Raw genomic sequence first — 17,081 nt, 5'->3', positions numbered from 1 at the left:
ACGAAGGCGGTGTCGTGGTCGCCTACGTGGCATATGGCCGCCCACGTAGTGGTTTCCGTGTGCGCTCACCCCGAAAGCCCGAACGGCGATGTTGGGTGATCGCAGTTCGGGCCGATCTTGATTCCTGGTTGCTATCCGGCGGTAGATCATCGCTCATGATCTATTTTCGCCGGAAGAACCTGGGTTACCGGATACAGCCGGACGACCACGGTCGCGCAAGATCGCGCCGCCCGGCAACGATCGCCCAAGATCACGGTGAGTGACTTTCAGGCAGATTTCCCTGGCGCGACCGGCATCAAGCGCCACCGCCCGCCTGGCGCGAGTGGCGTGACGGCTGGAATACCGCCCCGGATGCCTGGTGACCACCACCGCGACCACCCGCCCAGCGCGAGCGGCAGCACGTGCGGGGGTATCCAACCGATCTCAGCCCGGCGGGCGCGGCACAGGCCGGAGTAGGCGACAAGCGTGCGCCGACCGGACGGAACGGCCCTGATCAGACGGGGACGAGGACACTCGTACCGGAAAAGAAGCCGGAAGCGAAACGCGGACCTCGACCACAAAGGCACTACAGGGGCGCGCCCGCACCGAGTCACCGTGCGCGTGGGTTGGTGCGGCGGGTGGGCTCCGCCGTGGTCGGATCCTCCGGCCACGGGTGACGCGGGTAGCGGCCACGCATCTCGGCCCGCACCTGCGGATAGCCCTGCACCCAGAACGACCCGAGATCCCGGGTGACCGCCACCGGCCGCCCGGCTGGGGACAGCAGATGCAGCAGAACCGGAACCCGGCCGTCGGCCAGCCGTGGCGCCTCCCGCCAGCCGAACGCCTCCTGCACCTTCACCGCCAGCACCGGCGCCGCCGGATCCCGGTAGTCGATCCGCACCTGTGAGCCGCTGGGCACCGGCAGCCGTTCCGGGGCCACCTCGTCCAGACGGCCCGCCACCCGCCACGGCACGAGACGTCGCAGCGCGGCGGCGACGTCCAGCTTCGCCAGGTCGGCCCGGCGCCGGGCGGAACCGAGATCCAGCCAGTCCTCCAGGCTCGTGAGCAGCGCGGCATCGGACACGTCCGGCCACGGATCGCCGAGCGCCGCGTGCGCGAAGGCCAACCGCTGCCGCAACTCCTCGGTGTTGCGGCTCCAGGTCAGCAACCCGAGCCCCGAATCCCGCAGCCCGGTGATCAGGGCCTCCCGGACGAGCACCGGGTCGGGATCGCTCAGCCGACCGGAGACCAGCGTGATCGCCCCCAGTCGCTGAACCCGCCGGGCCACCACGTCCCCGTCGATCCAGCCGATCTCGGTGGTGTCGGTGAGCAGGGGCGCGGCCACCTCCCGAGCGGTCTCCTCGTCGATCGGCGCGGCACCGCGGATCCGCGCCACCCGTGCCCCGGCCGGCCGATCGGCGTTCGCGACGGCGAGCCACGGTGTGCCGGCGAGCGAACTCCCCGCCGGCAGTTCGGCCGCGGTGCCACCGGCCATGAGGTACGCCCGCCCGCCCGGCTCCCGAGCCCGCGCCACCCGCTCCGGGAACGCCAGCCCCACCACCAGCCCGGCCGCCAGGTCGTCACCTAACGCCGGGCTGTTGGGCGGGGCGACCCGCTCACCCGGGGCGGGCACCCGCGCGTGTGTGCCGTGGCGGGTTGAGGCGGCCGGCTCGCCCGTGGTGAGTGCCTGGGCGGCCGTGTCGCGGTGGGATCGGGCGGCTCGTTCGCCGGGGCTGGAGGCCTGGGTGGGTGTGTCGCGGTGGGATCGGGCGGCTTGCTCTCCCGGGGCGGGCGTGGCGATCTGGGCGGGTGTGTCGCGGGGGGATGGGGACTCCGGGTGTGGTGGCTGGGTGGCTCGGTCGATGGCGCGGGTCAAGCGGCGGACCTCGGCCCGCCAAACGACGTCGTTCGTGGCTCGGGAGCGGCGCCACGCGGCGACCACGTCGTCGGTGGCCGCCCGGTCGTCGTCGAGGACGGCGACCAGTTCGGCGGCGCGCCGGGCTCCGATCGTGACGGCGCCGTCGAGGAGGGCGCGGGCCCAGCGCGGGTGGAGGCCGGCGCCGGCCAGGGCGCGGCCGCGTGAGGTGACCCGGCCGTCGGAATCGAGGGCGCCGAGATCGTGCAGCACGGCGGTGGCGGCGCGGAGGGCGCCGGCCGGTGGCGGGTCGGGCAGGGCGAGCCCGGCGCCGTCGGGATGGCCCCAGAGAGCCAGGTCCAGGGCGAAACCGGTGAGGTCGGCGGCCGCGATCTCCGGCTCGGGCTGGGCGGGCAGCCGGTCGTGCAGGGCCGGTGACCAGCACCGGTAGACGCGGCCCGGCGCCTCGCGGCCGGCTCGCCCGGCGCGCTGGTCGGCGCTGGAGCGGGAGACCGGCACGGTGGCCAGGGCGCCGAGGCCGCGGGCGTGATCCATCCGGGGCACCCGGCTCAGCCCGGCGTCGACCACCGCGCGGACCCCCGGGACCGTGAGGCTGCTCTCGGCGACCGCCGTGGCCAGCACCACCCGGCGCCGGGGGCCGGCCCGCAACGCCGCGTCCTGAGCCGAGCCGGATTGGCGGCCGTGCAGGGTGACCACGTCGGCGTCCAGATCGCGGAGGCGGCCGGCGACCGTCTCGATCTCCCGTGCTCCGGGCAGGAAGACCAGGACGTCGCCGTCGCCCTCGGACAGGGCACGTCGCGTCGTCACGGCCACGTGGTCGAGCAGGCGTGGGTCGACGCGCAGGCCGTGCGGTGGCGTCACCGGGCCGGCCGGGGGAGCCCAGACCACCTCGACCGGATGGGCCCTGGCGTGCGCCGTGACCACCGGCGCCGGGGTGCCCGGCTCACCGATGACCGTGGCGAGACGGTCGGCGTCCGCGGTGGCCGAGGTGGCGAGCAGGCGCAGGTCGGGGCGGAGCGCGGCGCGGACCTCGACCAGGAAGGCGAGCGCCAGATCGGAGTCGAGATGCCGCTCGTGGCACTCGTCGAGAATCACCGTGCCGGTGCCGGCGAGCTCCGGATCCGCCTGTAGGCGCCGGACCAGAAGACCGGTGGTGACGACCTCGACCACGGTCTCGCGGGACACCTGACGCTCGCCGCGCACCGCGTAACCCACCCGGCCACCGGGGCGCTCACCGAGCAGCGACGCCATCCGGCGGGCGGCCGCCCGCGCGGCGACCCGCCGTGGCTCGGCCACGATGACCCGGCCGCCGGTGGCGAGCGCCATCGGGACCAGCGTGGTCTTGCCGGTGCCGGGTGGGGCGACCAGGACCGCGGCGCCGGAGTCGGCGAGGGTGGTGGCGACCCGGGGCAGCACGGGGCGGACCGGGAGGTCGGGAAGAGCGTCGGCGGCGATGAGCACGGGCCCAGTCTGGCTCATCCCTGTGACACTTCCGCGGTTGTCCACAGGCCGCCCACCGCCTACCACATTCCCGGCGCGAACGGGCGTTGTCCACAGAAGCCGTTACGCCCACCGGCGTCGTCCACAGGCGAGATTTTCTTGCGTGTTTCGTGGCAGGGTGGCGGACGAACGAGCCCTGTTAATTCTTCGGTCCGCCGGTGCACACGGCGGGCCGTGCCTGATTGACTGGCCAAGATCGACGAGGGGGTGACCGATGGGTGTGGTCGATGTCTTCAACGCTCTGCCCACGGAGCGTCTGGAGGAGGAGCTGCTCGCCTGCTGCGCGGCGCCCGCCTGGGCCGGCCGGGTGGCCGCGGGTCGGCCCTATGCCGACCGGGCCGCGATCCTCGCCTCCGCCGACGCCGCGTCACGGGCGCTGAGCTGGTCCGATGTGCTGCTCGGGCTGTCCGCTCACCCACGCATCGGCGAGCGCGCCGCCGGGGAGTCCAAGGAGGCCGCCTGGTCCCGGGTGGAGCAGTCGGCCGCGGCGGTCAGCGCTGACGAGGAGACCAAGGCCGCCCTCATCCTGGCGAACAAGGAGTATGAGGCCCGGTTCGGGCACGTGTTCCTGATCTTCGCGAGTGGCCGCACGCAGGCCGAGATCCTCGCTGTGGCACGGGAGCGCCTCGGCAACGACGACGCGGGAGAGCGGGCGATCGTGTCCGACGAGCTGCGCCGGATCGCGCGGCTGCGGCTGGAGCGGGTGCTCGATGCCCTCTGACGGCGTGACGGCCGAGTTCCACGCCCGGATCTCGACCCACATCCTGGACACGGTGACCGGCGAGCCGGCCCGGGACGTCTACGTCCGGCTGGAGCGCCGCGACGCCGACGGCTGGGGCACCATCGCCGAGGGCCGCACCGACGACGACGGCCGCCTGCGCTACGAGGTGCCGATGCACGCCTGGCAGGCCGGCGGTTACCGCCTCTTCTTCTACGTGGAGCCCTATCTGGGCGGCGACTGCTTCTTCCCGGAGATCACGATCGCCTTCCACGTGCACGACCCGAATCGTCACTACCACGTGCCGTTGCTGCTGAGCCGGTACGGCTACACCACCTACCGAGGGAGCTGACCGTTGGCGATCGTTCTCGGACCGAACCGTTACGGCAAGGCGGAGACCCGTCTCGTCCGGGTGCACCGCGACGGGGAGACGCACGGCCTGGTCGACTTCAACGTCAGCGCCGCGCTCTCCGGCGACCTGACCGCCACCCACCTGACCGGGGACAACTCCGGTGTCCTGCCGACCGACACGATGAAGAACACGGTGTACGCGTTCGCCAGGAAGCACGGGGTCGGCGAGCCCGAGGCGTTCGCCCTGCTCCTGGCGCGGCATTTCGTCGCCACCCAGCCACAGGTGCACGGGGCAAAGGTGTCGATCGAGTCGTTCGCGTGGGATCGGCTCGGCCCGCACTCGTTCCGGCGGCGCGGCGATCACACCCGCACCACGGTGGTCACCGTGACCGAGGAGGCCACCCAGGTGGTCTCCGGCGTCACCGGCCTGGTGCTGCTGAACTCGACGGATTCCGAGTTCCACGGTTTCGTGCAGGACGAGTTCACCACCCTGCCGCCGGCCACCGACCGGATCCTGGCGACCGCGGTGGACGCCCGCTGGCGGCACCGTGACGACGGTGGGGACAGTGCCGACTGGGCGAAATCGTTCGAGGGCGCCTTGGAGGCGCTGGTCGGCGCCTTCGTCGGCACCTACAGCTATTCGCTGCAACAGACGCTGTATGCGATGGGCAGCCGGCTCCTGGAGGCCCGGCCCGAGGTGGCGGAGGTGCGACTGGCGCTGCCGAACAGGCATCACTATCTGGCCGACCTGTCGCCGTTCGGGCTGGACAACCCGAACGAGGTGTTCATCGCCGGCGACCGGCCGTACGGGTTGATCGAGGGCAGCGTGACCCGCGACGACGCGCCGCCGGCGACCGCGGGATGGTGGCTGTGATCCTCGTCGAGAACGCGGCGGTCGCCACCGTCGACCCGGCCGGGCGGGAGCACACCACCGGTTACGTGCTGGTCGGCGACGACGGGCGGATCGCGGCCGTCGGGGCGGGCCGGGCGACCGCGGTGCCCGAGGGCACCCGCCGTGTCGACGGTTCCGGTTGCCTGGTCACGCCCGGTCTGGTGAACACGCATCACCACCTGTACCAGTGGGCGACCCGCGGTCTGGCGCTGGACGAGACGCTGTTCGGCTGGCTGACCACGCTCTACCCGATCTGGGGCCGGCTGGACGCCGAGATCGTCGGTGCGGCGGCCGGGGCGGGCCTCGGCTGGCTGGCGTTGTCCGGCTGCACCACGAGCATGGACCATCACTACGTCTTCCCACGCGACGGCGGCGACGTGCTGGCCGCGGAGATCGAGGCGGCGCGGTCGATCGGCGTGCGGTTCCATCCGACCCGCGGCTCGATGGACCTGAGCCGCAAGGACGGCGGCCTTCCACCCGACCACGTCGTCGAAGACACCGACGAGGCGCTCGCCGCCACCGAGGAGGCCGTCGACCGCTGGCACGACCCGTCGCCGGACTCGATGCTGCGGATCGCGGTGGCCCCCTGCTCGCCGTTCTCGGTGACGACCCGGCTCATGGAGGAGGCCGCGACGCTGGCCCGGCGCAAGGGGGTGCGCCTGCACACCCACCTGGCCGAGACCGACGACGAGGAGGAGTTCTGCCGGAAACAGTTCGGCTGCACCCCGGTGGAGTACGCGGAACGCGTCGGCTGGCTCGGTGACGACGTCTGGCTGGCACACGGCGTGCACCTGGACGACTCGGCGATCGCCAAGCTGGGCGCCACCGGGACCGGCGTGGCGCACTGCCCGAGTTCGAACGCACGGCTCGGCGCCGGCATGGCCCGGGTTCGCGAGCTGCTCGACCACGGCGTCCCGGTGGGGCTGGGCGTCGACGGGTCCGCCTCGCAGGAGGTCTCGCATCTGGGGGCCGAGTTGCGGCAGGCGCTCTACACGGCCCGGTCGCGTGGCGGTCCGACGGCGATGGACGCGCGGGAGGCGCTGCGGCTCGGCACCATCGGCGGCGCCCGGTGCCTCGGCCGGGCGGACGATCTCGGTTCGCTGGAGGTCGGCAAGCTGGCCGATCTGGTGATGTGGCGGCTCGACGGGCTGGGGCACGACGGCATCGACGACAAGGTCGCGGCGCTGGTCTTCGGCCCACCGGCGCGGGTCGACCTGGCGCTGGTCGGCGGCCGTCCGGTGGTCGAGCGCGGCGAGCTGGTCAACGCCGATGCCGACACCCTCACCGAGCATGCCCGGCGGGCGCATCGGCGACTCATGGACGCCGGATAGAGAAGTAAGCCACAGCGGCCGGGGGGTGGTAGACCGGTGGGAAGGACCATGAATAATGCTCGATTACGGTACGGGGGAGTAACCACACTGAGAGGAATCGTCAACGATGACCGAGATCCTGTCCGACGAGGCCCTGGCGTTTGTCGCCGACCTGAACCGGCGCTTCCGGCCTCGCCGTAACGAGCTCCTCCAGGCGCGTGCCGCGCGCCGAGCGGAGATCGCGGCCGGGGCCACGCTGGGCTTCCTTGCCGAGACCGCGGACATCCGCGCGGCTGAATGGACGGCGCCGCCCGCGCCGGCCGATCTCCAGGACCGGCGGGTCGAGATCACCGGGCCCACCGAGCGGAAGATGACGATCAACGCGCTCAACTCAGGGGCCAAGGTGTGGTTGGCGGACCTGGAGGACGCGAACACCCCACACTGGTCGAACGTCGTCGACGGCCAGCAGAACCTCTACGACGCCATCCGGCGCACGATCACGCTCGAGACCGAGAAGAAGACGTACGAGCTGAACGGTGGGCCGTACCCGACGATCGTGATGCGCCCCCGCGGCTGGCACCTCGACGAGCGGCACCTGCCGGTCGACGGTGAGCCGGCGGTCGGCGCGCTGGTCGACTTCGGGCTCTACTTCTTCCACAACGCCAAGGAGTTGCTGGAGCGCGGCAGCGGGCCGTACTTCTACCTGCCCAAGATGGAGTCCCACAAGGAGGCGGCGCTCTGGAACGACGTCTTCACCTACGCGCAGGAGGCGCTCGGCATCCCGGTCGGCACGATCCGCGCGACCGTGCTGATCGAGACCATCCCGGCCGCGTTCGAGATGGAGGAGATCCTCTACAGCCTTCGGCCGCACCTTTCCGGGCTCAACGCCGGTCGCTGGGACTACCTGTTCAGCATCATCAAGTACTTCCGCGACAACCCGAACATGATCCTGCCGGACCGCGCGGCGGTGACGATGACCGCGCCGTTCATGCGGGCGTACACCGAACTGCTCGTCTCCACCTGCCACAAGCGGGGGGCGTTCGCCATGGGTGGCATGGCCGCCTTCATCCCGAGCCGTCGTGACCCGCAGGTCAACGAGGTCGCCCTGGCCAAGGTGCGGGAGGACAAGGAGCGCGAGGCCGGCGACGGGTTCGACGGCTCGTGGGTGGCCCACCCCGACCTGGTCCCGGTCTGCAAGGAGATCTTCGACCGGGTGCTCGGCGACAAGCCCAACCAGCTCGCCAAGAAGCGGCCCGACGTCGCGGTCGACGCCGCGGACCTGCTGCACGTGGCCGGCACCGGCGGGGCGGTCACCCGGGCGGGGCTGCACAACAACGTCAACGTGGCCCTGCAGTACCTGGAGGCGTGGCTGCGCGGGAACGGCGCCGTCGCGATCCACAACCTGATGGAGGACGCCGCCACCGCGGAGATCTCCCGCTCCCAGGTCTGGCAGTGGATCCACAACGGGGTGAAGCTCGAGGACGGCACGCCGATCACCGCGGAACTGGTCGGGCGGATCGAGGACGAGGAGCTCGCGAAGATCCGCGAGACGGTCGGTGACGAGGCCTGGGCGGCCGGGCGCTACGACGACGCCCGCAAGCTTTTCGAGCTGGTCGCTCTCGCCGACGACTTCGCCGACTTCCTCACCAGCGCCGCCTACGACTCCATCGACTGACGCGCCGCCGCGACGGCGGGCACCGCGTGAAGGCAGGGCAAGACGGGCGCGATCAGCGCTCGTGGGTAGCCCCGGAGGGGCGCCGCTGTGCGGCGGCGTCACTCCGGGGTGGCCGTGACGGGGGTGGAAGCCTGGTCGCGGCCGATGGGTGCGGGCCACAACCGGCACGCGGAAGCGGAGCCGGGCCGAGATCGACCGGGGGAGGCCGTGGATGCGCCTGAGCGGACAGGACTACGACGAGATCGACGCGGGTCTCGCCGGGCACGACGCGTTCCTCCGGGCCCGCTATCCGGGTGAGCGGGCCGGGCGGCAGCCCGTCCACACCGTGTACGTGCCCGCCGACCGCCTCGACGACTTCCGTGACTGGGGCGCCATCGCGATCCGGGCCATGGAGGAGCACGACTTCCCGTGGCCCGACCCCGCGGTCCGGGCCAAACTCGCCCGTGAGCCGATCGAGGACCTGCGCGTCGATTTCGAGGACGGCTACGGGGTCCGCGACGACGATCAGGAGGATGCGGCCGTCCGCCGGGCCGCCGGGATCCTCGCCGCCGGGCCGCGGCCACCGTTCCTCGGCATCCGGATCAAGTCGCTGGAGGCGGCCACCCGGCGCCGCTCGCTGCGCACGCTGGATCTCTTCCTCGGCACCTACCAGGATCTGTTCACCGTCACGCTGCCCAAGGTCAGCGGTCCGGACCAGGTCACCGCGATGGTCACCCTCTGCGAGAAGCTGGAGAAGGCGTACGGGCTGAGCGCCGGCGCCCTCACCTTCGAGATCCAGGTGGAGCTGCCGTCGGCGGTGCTCGCCGCGGACGGGACCGCCACCGTCGCCCGGCTGATCACGGCGGCCGGCGGGCGGTGCACCGGGCTGCACTACGGCACCTACGACTACAGCGCGGCCGCCGGGGTGGCCGCCGCCTACCAGTCGATGGAGCACCCGGTCGCCGACTACGCCAAAGCTGTCATGCAGGCGGCCGCCGCGCAGACCGGGGTGCGGCTCTCCGACGGCTCCACCAACGTCCTCCCGGTCGGCGGCACGGCCCAGGTGCGCGAGGCCTGGGACCTGCATCGCCGTCTGGTCCGCCGTTCCCTGGAGCGGGGCTACTACCAGGGTTGGGACCTGCATCCCGCCCAGTTGCCGACACGGTACGCGGCCACCTACGAGTTCTTCCGCGACGGCCGGGACGCGGCCGTGACCAGGCTGCGCCGCTACCTGGACCGGCAGGACAGCGGCATCGCCGACGAACCGGCCACCGCCCGCGCGCTGGCCGGCTACCTGCTGCGCGGCCTGGACTGCGGCGCCCTCGACGACGCCGGCTTCCCCCGCGCCGAGCTCACCGCGCTCGCCTGAGCCGAAACGACGCCGGCCGCGACCACGCCGAGGGACGCCAGCCGCGAACGACGCCGAAGTGTGCCGACCCGCGAACGGCACCGAAGGGTTCGAACTCTTCGGCACCGGCGCGAGTACTACCAGGCGGCATCACGCCGAATGCGGGGAGGACACCGTGCACGACCGCCTGACGAGAACCGTCCGTGCCACCGGAACGGAGCCACCGGACCACACCTGTGAGCGACCGTCCTGGAGTTGCCGCGCCTGCGGGCAGCCGTGGCCGTGCCCGCCCGCGCGGGTGTCGCTCATGGACGGTGCCGACCGGGTCATGCTCGCCATGTACATGTGGGCGCACCTGGACCGGGCGATGACCGATCTGCCGCCCCGCTCGCCCGCCGAGTTCTACGACCGTTTTCTGAGCTGGACGGGTGCGGATCTGGTTCAGGCCTGAGGGGCCGCGGGCGCGATCTGGTCCCGCAACCAGGACGGGTCGGGGTTGACGTGCCCCCGGCCGCCGATGACCACGGTGGGTACGGTCTCGTCACCGCCGGTGATCTCTCGGACCGCGGCCGCCGCATCGGGGTCCTGCCAGATGTCGATCCAGCGCAGCCGGGCCGCCTCGGGGCCGAGCCGGGCCCGCAGTCGCAGGCAGTAGGGGCAGCCGGGCCGCCAGTAGACGACCGGCCGATCGTCGCCGGCCCCGCCTGACGTGCGCGGGAAGGCGAGCGGCGACAGCACGAAGGCGAACACGAGGAACACGGCGAGTAGCAGCGCCGCCGATCCGGGCGCGCCGTCACCGATCTTCACCGCGGCGATGAGCACGCCGCAGAGGGCTGTCAGGAGTGCCAGGCTCCACCGTCGCACCATGGACCGGGAGGGTACTCCGCTACCGGCGGTAACGAAACGACTGACCGGCCGGGATGGGCGCGGGCCGAAACAAAGCGCCGATAGAGTCCGATCATGGCTGATCTGGTGGTCCGGTCCCGGCGCGTGGTCACACCCGAGGGGGAGCGGGCGGCGGCGGTCCTGGTCGGGGAGGGGCGGATAGCGGCGGTTCTGCCCTACGACGCCGGCGCCGGGGCGGCCGAGGACGTGGATCTCGGCGACACCGCGCTGCTGCCCGGCCTGGTGGACACGCACGTGCACGTCAACGAGCCGGGCCGGACCGAGTGGGAGGGTTTCGCCACGGCGACCCGGGCGGCCGCGGCCGGCGGGGTCACCACGATCATCGACATGCCGCTGAACAGCCTGCCGCCGACCGTGACCGGCGAGGCGCTGAGGATCAAGCGGGCGGCCGCGGCCGGGCAGTGCCACGTCGACGTCGGCTTCTGGGGTGGCGCGATCCCGGGCAACGCGGCGGATCTTCCCGGCCTGCACGCGGCCGGTGTCTTCGGTTTCAAGGCGTTCCTGGCCGATTCCGGGGTGCCCGAGTTCCCGCCGGTCGACGCGGACCAGCTGGCCACCGCCATGAACGCGGTGGACGCCCTGTTCGTCGTCCACGCCGAGGATCCGGATCATCTGCGCGACGCGGCGAGCTCGCCCGCGTACGCCGACTTTCTGGCCTCCCGCCCGGAGGGCGCCGAGCACGCCGCGGTGGCCACGGCCATCGCGGTGGCCCGCGCGGCGGGCCGCCGCGTGCACATCCTGCATCTCTCCGCGGCCACCGCACTGCCGTTGATCGCCCAGGCCAGAGCAGAGGGGGTACGGGTGACGGCGGAGACCTGCCCGCATTATCTGACGCTGGACGCGGCCGGGATCCCGGACGGCGCCACCGAGTTCAAGTGCTGCCCGCCGATCCGGGACACGGCGAACGCCGACCGGCTGTGGGAGGCGCTGGCCGACGGCCTGATCACGTGTGTGGTCAGCGACCACTCCCCGTGCACCCCGGACCTGAAGCGGCGGGACACCGGTGACTTCGCGGCGGCCTGGGGCGGGATCGCCTCGGTGCAGCTGGGGCTTCCGGTGATCTGGACCGCGGCCCGGGATCGCGGGCACACCCTCGCGGACGTGGTGAAGTGGATGGCGCGCCGCCCCGCCGATCTGGTGGGATTGCGGGACAAGGGCCGGATCACTCCCGGCGCCGACGCGGATCTCGTCGCCTTCGAGCCGGACGCCGAGTTCGTCGTCGACGCGCACGCGCTGCATCACAAGAATCCGGTCACCCCGTACGCCGGGAAGAGGTTACGGGGTGTGGTGCGCACGACCTGGCTGCGCGGACGCGCGGTGACCGGCGATCGGGCCGGCGGGAAGTTCCTGAGCATCGACAGGGAGAGCTGATGGAGTTCACTGCGCTGCCCGATCTGGCGTCGCGGGCGTTCGGTGGCGGTGTCGTGCACGTCAACGACGAGTTCTTCGCCGCCGCCGACCACCTGGTCCTGCCCGATCCGCCGGGGCACGCGCCGAAGACCTTCGACCACAAGGGACAGGTGTACGACGGCTGGGAGACCCGCCGTCGCCGTGTGCCGGGGCACGACTTCGCGGTGGTCCGGCTCGGCGCGCCCGGCATCGTCCACGGCGTCGACATCGACACCGCGTTCTTCACCGGCAACTACCCTCCGTTCGCCTCGGTGGAGGCGGTGGAGCTGCCCGGCCATCCGGGCCCGGACGAGCTGGCGGCCGCCGACTGGGTGGAGATCCTGCCGAAGTCGCCGCTCAAGGGCGACAGCCGCAACCTCTTCCCGGTGGCGGACCGGCGCCGCTTCACCCACGTACGGCTCACCATCTTCCCGGACGGCGGGGTGGCCCGGTTGCGCGTGCACGGCGAGGTGGTGCCCGATCCGGCGCTGCTGCCGAAGGTGTTCGACGTGGCCGCCGCCGAGTACGGCGCGACCGTCGTGGACTGCAGCGACATGTTCTACGGTCACCCGCAGCGGATGCTGATGCCCGGCCTGGCCCGCAACATGGGCGACGGCTGGGAGACGTCCCGCCGGCGGGACGACGCGAACGACTGGGTGCTGGTGCGGCTGGCCGCCCCGGCCGTGCCGCGCCTCGCCGACCTGGACACCAGCCACTTCAAGGGCAACGCACCCGGCTGGGCGGCCCTGACCGGCATCGACGCCGGTGAGCGCACCTTCGAGCTGTTGCCGCGGACGGCGCTGCGCCCGGACACGCCGCACCGGTTCCGGCTCGCCAAGGCGCCGGTGGTGACGCACGTGCGACTGGACATCTTCCCGGACGGCGGCATGGCCCGGCTGCGGCTGCTCGGGCGGGCCGATCGCGGATTCCTGCGGAAGCGGCTCGGTCGATGAGCGAGCTTGCGAGCGAATCATCAGGTTCAGCGCTGACCCGGACGGTGACTCTGGTGCTCGCCGACCGGGCGGGCCGGGTGCTCGGCGCCCTGCCACCGTTCTCGGTCGGCACACCGTGGTGGCAGGAGGTCGCCGACGTGGTGGCCGGCGCCGGGATCGACGTGACAGTGCTGCGCCTGTTGTACGGCGACCGGCCGGCCCCGCCCGGCGGGCACGTCACCTACCTGGCCGTCTGCGACGAGGCGCCGGCCGGGCTGGTCCCGGCCGAGGTCGGCCTGTCGCCGCATCCGAACCGGGCGCCGTACGCCGAGTTCGGTGGCCCGGAGCGGTCGCTGGCCTGGGCGGCCGGCGCGCTGGACCGGATCGGGCTGCACGGCGCGGTGGCCCGCCAGCAGCGGACCTGGAACCTGTCGGCGATCTGGCGGTTCGACGGGCCGGACGGGACCCCGGTGGCCTGGCTCAAGCAGGTGCCGTCGTTCTTCGGGCACGAGCCGGCCGTGCTGCGGATGGTGGACGCGGTGGAGCCCGGTCTGGTGCCCTACCTGCTGGCCGCGGGTGACGAGGGCCGGATGCTGCTGGCCCATGTACCGGGGGAGGACCGGTACGACGGGGGCCCGGCGCTGCGGGCGGAGATCGCGACCGCGTTCCACCCGGTGCAGCGGCACTTCGCGGGCCGGGTGGATGAGCTCCGCGCGCACGGCGTTCCGGCAATGGAGGTGGATGCGCTGGTGAGCGTCGCTTCGCCGTACATCTCGGAATTGCCTGGCTTGGGGAAGTTGATCGATGATCTTCCCCGGAGGCTGGAGCAGGTGGAGAAGTGTGGTCTCCCGGACACCCTGGTGCACGGTGATCTTCATCCGGGCAACGTCCGGACCGGGGAGGAGGGTCTGACCATCGTGGACTGGGGCGACTCCTCGATCGGCAGCCCGGCCCTGGACGCGCTGCGGCTGGAGGTCGATCCGGAGCACTGGGCGGCGCTCTGGCCCGACGGTGACGCCCTCCGCGCCCTCGACCTGTTGCGCCCGGTGCGGGAGTTGCGGGCGGCGGCCACCTACGCGAACTTCCTGGCCCGGATCGAACCCTCCGAACATCCTTACCACGACGCGGATGTCCCCGGCCGGCTCCGCGCCGCGGTGGAGTGCGCGAGGCATTGACGGCTATACGGTGTCAGGCATGGAGGACGCCCGCCGGCACTACCTCGACCTGATCCGCGGAGACGGCGCCGAGCTCTCGCCCGCACTGGCCCGGGCGTTCGGCGCGGTGCCCCGGGAGATCTTCGTGCCGGACGGTTTCCTGAGCCGCGACGGCCGCCGTGTCCTGCCCGCCGACCCGGAGTTCCTGGCCACGGTCTACCGCAACGACGTGCTGGTCACCAAGATCAGCGACGGCCGCCCGGTCAGCTCGTCCAGCCAGCCGTCGCTGATGGCGATCATGATCGAGGCGCTCGACCCGCGGCCCGGCATGCGGATCCTGGAGATCGGCGCGGGCACCGGCTACAACGCGGCCCTGCTGGCCGCCATGGGAGCGACGGTCACCACGGTCGACGTGCAGCCCGACGTGGCCGCCCGGGCGCGCTCCGCGCTGGCCCGCGCCGGCGCCTCCGGGGTCCGGGTGGAGACCGCCGACGGTTACACGGCCGCCTTCGCGGGAGACCCGGAGCGGTACGACCGGATCATCGTGACGGTCGGCGTGGCCGGTGTCTCGCCGCACTGGCTGGACCGGCTGGAACCGGGCGGCCGGATCATCGTCCCGGTCGAGCACAGCGGTACCCACCCGGTCCTGGACGTCCGTACCGGCGGCGCCGCGACCGTGGTGTGCCCGGCCGGGTTCATGAGCGCGGCCGGCCCGCTGACCGCCCGGCACCGGCACAGTCACCCGGAGCCGGTGCCCGGCATGACCGGTCTGACCGAGACGCGACGACCGTGCTGGCGGCCGGAGCTGGCGACACTGGCGTACCGGGATCTCTGGTACGCGGCCGGCGCCTGGCACCATCGGGTCACCCAGGCGGCGCTCCCGGACCGGCAGCAGAGCTGTCTCGCGGTGCTCGACGAGTCCGGCGAGTCCGGCGCGGTCGTCCTGGCCGACGGGGCGATCCTGGCCTCCGGCGCGGAGCGGGACCGCTACACGGCGATCGGTGCGGCGCTCGCCGGACGGTGGGATGCCCTGGGCCGGCCACCGATGAGCGCCTGGGACGTCGAGCTGGTGCTGACCGGGCCGCTGTGGACGCCCTACCGGTGGACGGTACGCAGGTAGGTGAGCACCGCCAGGACCCGCCGGTTGGTGTCGTCGGTCGGCGGCAGGCCCAGCTTGGCCAGAATGTTGCCGACGTGCTTGCCGACCGCCGGGTCGCTGATGAACAGGGCCGACGCGATCGCCGAGTTGGACCGCCCCTCGGCGATCAGGGCGAGCACCTCCCGCTCCCGGCCGGACAGCCCGGCGAGCGGATCCCGCTGGCGGCTCAGCAGCCGGCGGACCACGTCCGGGTCGACGACCGTGCCGCCGTCCACCACGGTGCGCAGCGACGCCACGAAGTCGGCGATGTCGGCGACCCGGTCCTTGAGCAGGTAACCGACGCCGTCGCCGGTGCCGATCAGGTCGGCCGCGAACTCCTGCTGCACGTACTGGCTGAGCACCACGACGGGCAGCCCGGGGCGGTCCCGCCGCAGCCGTACGGCCGCCCGCAGCCCCTCGTCGGAGAAGGTCGGCGGCATCTTGATGTCGGTGATCACCAGCTCCGGGTCGTGCTTCCCGACCGCGGTGATCAGCTCGTCGGCGTCCCCGACCGCGGCCACCACCTCGAACCCGAACCGGACCAGCACCCCGACCAGGCCCTCGCGCAGCAGCACCCCGTCCTCGGCGAGGACCACCCGGGTCACAGCTCGACCCGCAGCAGCGTGGGCCCACCGGCCGGGCTGGCCAGCAGGAGCCGTCCACCGGCCGCCGCCACCCGGTCGGCCAGCCCGGTGAGCCCGCTTCCGGCGGCCGGGTCGGCGCCGCCCCGCCCGTCGTCCTGGATCTCCAGCACCACCCCGTCGCCGGAGCGGGTCAGGCGCACCTGGGCCGAGGTGGCGCCCGCGTGCCGGGCCACGTTGGTGAGCGCCTCGGCGGCCACGAAGTAGGCGGTCGTCTCGACCCGCTCCGGCAGCCGGCCGATGGTGCCGGGCGCCTCCACCGTCACCGGCACCGGCGAACTCGCGGCCAGCTCCCACAGCGCGGCCGCCAGGCCGACGTCGCTCAGGGTCTGCGGGCGGATCCCGTGGATCAGGTCGCGCAGCACCACCATCAGCTCCTTGGCCTGGTCGTGGGCCTGGCCGAGCGGCGCGGCGGCGGGGGAGTCCTCGGGCAGGTCCAGCCGGGCCATGCCCAGGTGCAGGGTGAGGCTGGTGAGCCGGTGCTGGGCGCCGTCGTGCAGGTCCCGTTCGATGCGGCGCCGCTCGGCGTCGAACGCGTCGGCCAGCCGGGCCCGGGACTGCGACACCTCGGTCAGCTGGTCGCGCAGGCCGTCGCCGCCGCTGCCGAGCAGCCGCCGGGCCAGCGCGCCGTGCACCGCCGCCAGGCCACCGATCAGGTAGAGCCAGACCGGGATCAGGACGATCCCCAGCAGGGTGAACGGGATCGACGCGGGGCCGCCGTCGATGGTCAGGTCACCGAGGTTCCACTCGGTCACCCAGGGGCTGAACAGCAGCGTCGCCTCCAGCGTGATCAGCACCCCGGTGAGCAGCAGCACCGGCGGGGCGAACAGGGCCAGCACGACGGCGTACAGGACGGCCCGCCAGGTGGACTCGTGCCCGAACAGGCTCAGCGGGTTGGTGGCGCTGATCCGGTGCGGCGCCACCAGCGGCCGGGCGTCGATCATCCGGAGCCGCTGCCGTTCCAGGGCGGCCAGCGGCAGTGCCACCAGCGGGCTGAACGTGGCGATCAGGGCGGCTCCGAGCGCCATGAGAACGAGCACCACGAGTTCGGGCGCCGTTCCGTGGATGAGGTTGCGGCCGGCCACCAGCCACGGGATCAGCAGCAGCCAGAGGACGAAGGCGAGCGGCGTGACGATCACCGCGGTGATCGACAGGTAACCGGCCGCGCGCCACGGCCAGGTCGTCCGGAGGTAGCGGCGGTCCCGCAGGGCGGTGGCGAGATGCTCGGCGTTCAACACCAGGTCACGGTAGCCAGCGCGCTCCGGCCCGGCCCAGCCGTTCAAACACCCGGTC

The 17,081-nt window shown here is 72.8% G+C and carries 15 protein-coding genes; 11 read left to right on the top strand and 4 right to left on the bottom strand.

What is annotated here, in order from left to right; all coding sequences use genetic code 11:
* Positions 1-589: 589 nt before the first annotated feature.
* Positions 590-3,310, bottom strand: a complete 2,721-nt coding sequence (locus tag KZ829_RS32855) for an ATP-dependent RNA helicase (RefSeq protein ID WP_220147779.1) — start codon at positions 3,308-3,310, stop codon at positions 590-592.
* Positions 3,311-3,569: 259 nt separating this feature from the next.
* Between KZ829_RS32855 and uraD the strand changes: the two genes are divergently transcribed.
* The 7 genes from uraD to KZ829_RS43480 all read left to right on the top strand — a co-directional run bounded on the left by uraD (position 3,570) and on the right by KZ829_RS43480 (position 10,079).
* Positions 3,570-4,076, top strand: coding sequence for a 2-oxo-4-hydroxy-4-carboxy-5-ureidoimidazoline decarboxylase (gene uraD, locus KZ829_RS32850; protein WP_220147713.1), 507 nt, complete (start codon positions 3,570-3,572; stop codon positions 4,074-4,076).
* Complete coding sequence (gene uraH / locus KZ829_RS32845) at positions 4,066-4,425, top strand: hydroxyisourate hydrolase (RefSeq protein ID WP_183215469.1); 360 nt, start codon at positions 4,066-4,068, stop codon at positions 4,423-4,425. Before uraD ends, uraH begins: the two co-directional genes overlap by 11 nt.
* 3 nt (positions 4,426-4,428) lie before the next feature.
* On the top strand, positions 4,429-5,298 hold the full coding sequence (pucL, locus tag KZ829_RS32840; protein ID WP_220147712.1) for a factor-independent urate hydroxylase: 870 nt from the start codon (positions 4,429-4,431) through the stop codon (positions 5,296-5,298).
* Positions 5,295-6,647, top strand: coding sequence for an 8-oxoguanine deaminase (locus KZ829_RS32835; RefSeq protein ID WP_220147711.1), 1,353 nt, complete (start codon positions 5,295-5,297; stop codon positions 6,645-6,647). Before pucL ends, KZ829_RS32835 begins: the two co-directional genes overlap by 4 nt.
* A 106-nt stretch (positions 6,648-6,753) precedes the next feature.
* Positions 6,754-8,301, top strand: a complete 1,548-nt coding sequence (gene aceB, locus KZ829_RS32830; RefSeq protein ID WP_220147710.1) for a malate synthase A — start codon at positions 6,754-6,756, stop codon at positions 8,299-8,301.
* Between the two features lie 211 nt (positions 8,302-8,512).
* Positions 8,513-9,649 (top strand): DUF6986 family protein, encoded by a 1,137-nt coding sequence (locus KZ829_RS32825; protein ID WP_220147709.1) that lies wholly within the window; start codon positions 8,513-8,515, stop codon positions 9,647-9,649.
* 286 nt (positions 9,650-9,935) lie between these two features.
* Positions 9,936-10,079 (top strand): hypothetical protein, encoded by a 144-nt coding sequence (locus KZ829_RS43480; protein WP_229794370.1) that lies wholly within the window; start codon positions 9,936-9,938, stop codon positions 10,077-10,079.
* Here the strand turns inward: KZ829_RS43480 and KZ829_RS32815 are convergent.
* Positions 10,070-10,495 carry a glutaredoxin family protein gene (locus KZ829_RS32815; protein ID WP_220147708.1) on the bottom strand — a complete coding sequence of 142 codons (426 nt, stop codon included), beginning with the start codon at positions 10,493-10,495 and terminating at the stop codon, positions 10,070-10,072. The genes KZ829_RS43480 and KZ829_RS32815 overlap by 10 nt on opposite strands.
* 93 nt (positions 10,496-10,588) lie before the next feature.
* Here KZ829_RS32815 and allB point away from each other — a divergent pair, with 93 nt between their 5' ends.
* From allB to KZ829_RS32795, 4 genes are read left to right on the top strand one after another with little or no spacing between them, the layout of a single operon-like run.
* Positions 10,589-11,905: an allantoinase AllB gene (gene allB / locus KZ829_RS32810; protein ID WP_220147707.1), complete on the top strand. Its 1,317-nt coding sequence runs from the start codon at positions 10,589-10,591 to the stop codon at positions 11,903-11,905.
* On the top strand, positions 11,905-12,876 hold the full coding sequence (gene alc, locus KZ829_RS32805) for an allantoicase (protein WP_246636654.1): 972 nt from the start codon (positions 11,905-11,907) through the stop codon (positions 12,874-12,876). Before allB ends, alc begins: the two co-directional genes overlap by 1 nt.
* Entirely contained in the window at positions 12,873-14,030 is a 1,158-nt protein-coding gene (locus KZ829_RS32800) for a phosphotransferase (protein WP_246636653.1), read from the top strand. Before alc ends, KZ829_RS32800 begins: the two co-directional genes overlap by 4 nt.
* Positions 14,031-14,049: 19 nt before the next feature.
* On the top strand, positions 14,050-15,129 hold the full coding sequence (locus KZ829_RS32795) for a protein-L-isoaspartate O-methyltransferase family protein (protein ID WP_220147706.1): 1,080 nt from the start codon (positions 14,050-14,052) through the stop codon (positions 15,127-15,129).
* Here the strand turns inward: KZ829_RS32795 and KZ829_RS32790 are convergent.
* The gene (locus KZ829_RS32790; protein ID WP_220147705.1) at positions 15,105-15,752 is read right to left on the bottom strand and encodes a response regulator transcription factor; all 648 of its coding nucleotides are present in this window, start codon (positions 15,750-15,752) and stop codon (positions 15,105-15,107) included. The two genes, KZ829_RS32795 and KZ829_RS32790, sit on opposite strands and share 25 nt — an antisense overlap.
* A complete protein-coding gene (locus KZ829_RS32785; protein WP_308285758.1) occupies positions 15,749-17,026 on the bottom strand; it encodes a sensor histidine kinase in 1,278 nt (425 codons plus the stop codon). Before KZ829_RS32785 ends, KZ829_RS32790 begins: the two co-directional genes overlap by 4 nt.
* Between the last annotated feature and the right edge of the window lie 55 nt (positions 17,027-17,081).

The sequence above is a fragment of the Actinoplanes hulinensis genome (genome assembly GCF_019429605.1).
Taxonomy (GTDB): domain Bacteria; phylum Actinomycetota; class Actinomycetes; order Mycobacteriales; family Micromonosporaceae; genus Actinoplanes; species Actinoplanes campanulatus.
This window is presented reverse-complemented; position numbering and strand designations above follow the sequence as displayed.